Annotated in this window: 6 protein-coding genes; 3 read left to right on the forward strand and 3 right to left on the reverse strand. The window is 46.2% G+C overall.

Annotated elements, in window-relative coordinates; all coding sequences use genetic code 11:
* Positions 1-223, forward strand: a 223-nt coding sequence (locus VE954_RS03490; RefSeq protein WP_324949708.1) for a hypothetical protein, incomplete at its 5' end; no start/stop codon positions are given.
* On the opposite strand, the gene VE954_RS03495 is transcribed toward VE954_RS03490, so the two are convergent.
* On the reverse strand, positions 208-774 hold the full coding sequence (locus VE954_RS03495; RefSeq protein ID WP_324949710.1) for a hypothetical protein: 567 nt from the start codon (positions 772-774) through the stop codon (positions 208-210). The two genes, VE954_RS03490 and VE954_RS03495, sit on opposite strands and share 16 nt — an antisense overlap.
* A 60-nt stretch (positions 775-834) precedes the next feature.
* Here VE954_RS03495 and VE954_RS03500 point away from each other — a divergent pair, with 60 nt between their 5' ends.
* Positions 835-1,128: a transposase gene (locus VE954_RS03500; RefSeq protein ID WP_324949712.1), complete on the forward strand. Its 294-nt coding sequence runs from the start codon at positions 835-837 to the stop codon at positions 1,126-1,128.
* Positions 1,125-1,988, forward strand: a complete 864-nt coding sequence (locus tag VE954_RS03505) for an IS3 family transposase (RefSeq protein ID WP_324949714.1) — start codon at positions 1,125-1,127, stop codon at positions 1,986-1,988. Before VE954_RS03500 ends, VE954_RS03505 begins: the two co-directional genes overlap by 4 nt.
* Positions 1,989-2,014: 26 nt before the next feature.
* On the opposite strand, the gene VE954_RS44075 is transcribed toward VE954_RS03505, so the two are convergent.
* Both VE954_RS44075 and VE954_RS03510 read right to left on the reverse strand, forming a co-directional pair.
* Positions 2,015-2,389, reverse strand: a complete 375-nt coding sequence (locus tag VE954_RS44075; protein ID WP_414698965.1) for a YcaO-like family protein — start codon at positions 2,387-2,389, stop codon at positions 2,015-2,017.
* Positions 2,362-3,296, reverse strand: a 935-nt coding sequence (locus VE954_RS03510) for a hypothetical protein (protein WP_324949716.1), incomplete at its 5' end; no start/stop codon positions are given. The genes VE954_RS03510 and VE954_RS44075, both read right to left, overlap by 28 nt.

The following is a 3,296-nucleotide window of genomic DNA, read 5'->3' on the forward strand; positions in this document are numbered from 1 at the left end:
ATCGAGGTTCGGGATGATGGACAGGGTCACTTCTGATTTGGCTCGTCATCAAGATCGAAGTACTTTGCATTTGACGAGAAAATTCCTTCATGGTGAGCTGATAAAGGCGGTCGGAGATCGCCGTTTGAAAGAATATCAATACAGCGAACACCAGGAATACAATTGTAGCCACGAGTATTTGAAGAAATCTTCTATTCATTTTCGCAACTACGCCAGTGGGTGAAGATCGAAAAATATTTCCCTGTTTGGGAAGATCGACCTAATTCTTGCAATGTTCAGAGACTCTGCAGTGGGCAACCCAGCAAAATAGTGTTGGCAATCTGTGGAACTCGCTCTAACAACTACCAACGAAGGAGTGAATGTCTCCCTCAGTTGTTCCACACGGACATCAAAAGCTGGGAATAAACTAACTTCCTTGGAGCTCTCAAAGAACCAGCTAGGTTTATTCTCACCTTTAAGGTAGTACTCAAAGTTCGCCTCAACGGCATTTATTTCGGCAAGATCACAGACAATTTCGCCAACCCTTTTCCTTCTATTAAGGACGATAGAGCCGAGGTAGCAATTAGAATAATAAACCTTTCTTGCAGACACTAAAAACTTGTCTGAAGCGGACGTATCAATAGCGAATCCAAAGGAATCATCTTCGGGAATGCTAAGACAGCCTATGATTACACTTATTCCAGAATTGACTCCACAAATACCATACTGAAACTTAAAACCAAATTTGGCAAAATTATTTACAAATCCTAGAGCCTCTCTTCCGCCAAGGAACATTGAAGTGGTCTCGTTTCCCCGGACACTCTGATAACCTAACCAAGTATCAGGGAGGACAGTATGGGAAAGAAGAAGGATCGCAAGTCTTACAGCGAAGAGTTTAAATCAAATGCCGTGAAAATGTCACTGAAACCCGGTGTGAGTGTGAGCCAGGTTGCTGAAGAGCTTGATATTCCGGTCGGCTACCTTTCCCGGTGGCGGAGCCAAACCCGAGATGCCCAAGGTCAAGCCTCAGCGGAAGCCCGAGTGGATGCTATCAGCGAGAATGCCCGTCTGAAAGAGGAATTGAAGCGGGTGAAGATGGAGCTTGAGATCGTAAAAAAGGCGGTGGTTTACTTTGCGGGCCAAAAGTGAGCCGCTACGCCTTCATCAAGGCCCAGTCCGAGAATTATCCAGTCCAGCTCCTTTGCGAATTAATGGATGTGTCCCGAAGCGCTTTTTACGAATGGCTTGAGGGAACCCCATCCCCCCGGACAGAGGCAAACGAGACCCTCCGCAAAGCGGTCTATACGGCCCACGAGACTTCACGGGGAACGTATGGGCGGAGGAGGATCGCTCTCCAGCTGGTGAAGGAAGGCACTCCAGTGTCGCCCTCGCGAGTCGAGAGACGCATGAAGGAGCTTGGGATTCAAGGGATTTCTCCCCGGGCTTTTGTCACAACAACGCGAGATAACACGAACCTGGAGAACAGCCCGAATCTCATTAAGGATGAGGCATTGGCGGTGGACCGCATCGATCAGGTCTGGGTTTCCGATATCACGTTTATCCCAACCAAGGAGGGTTGGCTCTACCTGTGCATCGTACTCGACCTCTATTCGCGAAAAATCGTGGGCTGGGACATGCAATCAACCCTGAAAGCTGATCTCATCATTAACGCTCTGCGGATGGCTCTCAAAGGCAGAAAACCAGCGCCAGGACTGATTTTCCATAGCGACTGTGGTGGACAGTACAAAGCTGGACGCTTCCGGGGCCTGCTCAAGCGGCATCGAATACGTCAAAGCATGACCCACGCCGGGAATTGTTACGATAATGCTACTGCGGAGAGTTTCTTTGGAACGCTCAAAACTGAGCTTGTGAGGCGTTTGAGCTTCGAGACAAGGGAGCAGGCAAAAGCTGCCATCTTCGAATACGTGGAGGTGTTTTACAATCGGATCAGGATGCATTCATCCATTGGCTACCAGTCGCCGGTCGAGTTCGAGAAAAGCGTAGCGTAGTGGGTGTCCGGTGAAATAGTGCCACCTCACATAACCTCGTCGTCAGAAAGCCAGTAGGGAGGCTGCCGTGTAGCCCAACTCGTAAGAAACGTATCTCGTTCTATCAATTCATTAATGGCTGATCTGGACGCCAGTTCGAAATTTGAATGAGCAGCAAATCCATTGGAAGTAGATGCCAAGCCGCTTTCTACTTGGCGATGATAATCCAGCCTTTCGTTAAATTCCGCGCATGCTTTGAGAAGAGCCAAGGATGAGTCCGTGTCTGTGCCAAAGCCACGGATATGTTCTTTCGTAAGGATGCAATGAAAGACGGAGGGGTCAACGAGACTTCGTAGTACTCTGATCTCGACCCCGTCGCTTCTCAGGTTATCAATCAATTTTTGAGTTTCTTGACTTTCCATATTCCAATCTCAGGCACGATTTGTGACCAAGCCGATAAGTCAAACCCAGGTTTAGTTAGAACAAGAACTTCATGATAGTAGATAGGAATAATATAGGCGTCGCTGATTAATGATTTACCCAGTTCCTTGATTCTTGAATTGCGGTTCTCATAGTTAGTTTCTTTTACTATGCCATTCACGATATTCGAAATCTGGGGGTTCTTCTTGGACGCTAGAATTAGCGGTCGTTCAGGGTTAAATGTCACGGCGATATTTCCGCGCAAGTCAATGGACGAGAAATCATTATTGGCAAAGACAATATCGTAAGTGTTGGTTCGAATCTCATTGGCGTATTCAGTAAAATCTCGATATTTTTTTAGGACAGTTTGATATCCAGCGCTCGTAAGCTTTTCATTGACTGCATCCGTCAGTTCAAAAGCGGAAGGCAGCAGAATAGTCAGCTGCTTCTTTTTGACTTTGGGATCCGGGGTTTTAGCTATATCTGTCCAAATTTTTTCAGCTTCTTTATCAGAAATGCGCCCAGGTCCGTTGGGAAGATAGAGCTGAAATGCAGGTTTTTTGCGCCAGGAGTCCTTGTATGTAAAGCTGTTTGGATTTAACAATTTCTGGATATAACTACGATTTTGCTGGTCAACGGTATCGCTATTCAATGAAGCAAAGAAAGTAAAGCCCAATCTTGGATGATGAGTATCATAGCCTTTAGAGACCAAAGGATCGATATCCGCAAGCCTTGGAGACCATATAAGATCAAAATCGGCTTTTAGAAATTTCTCTGTATCTGCTTTTGGATTATCTGATTTAGGCAGGTAGTTCAAAGAAACGCTTTCTGGACCTTCGATTTTAGTTGCAGTATGAGGATTAGCCTGCAAATTAAACCCTGTTGCGGTGCGTTCTTTGATAAAATAGT

It is taken from the genome of Oligoflexus sp., from assembly GCF_035638955.1.
Classification (GTDB): Bacteria; Bdellovibrionota_B; Oligoflexia; order Oligoflexales; family Oligoflexaceae; genus Oligoflexus.

What these genes read in the sequence shown, in the direction of transcription:
- VE954_RS03495 (WP_324949710.1), bottom strand. Translation starts at nt 774, where the DNA reads ATGTTCCTTGGCGGAAGAGAGGCTCTAGGATTTGTAAATAATTTTGCC.
- VE954_RS03500 (WP_324949712.1), top strand. Translation starts at nt 835, where the DNA reads ATGGGAAAGAAGAAGGATCGCAAGTCTTACAGCGAAGAGTTTAAATCA.
- VE954_RS44075 (WP_414698965.1), bottom strand. Translation starts at nt 2,389, where the DNA reads ATGGAAAGTCAAGAAACTCAAAAATTGATTGATAACCTGAGAAGCGAC.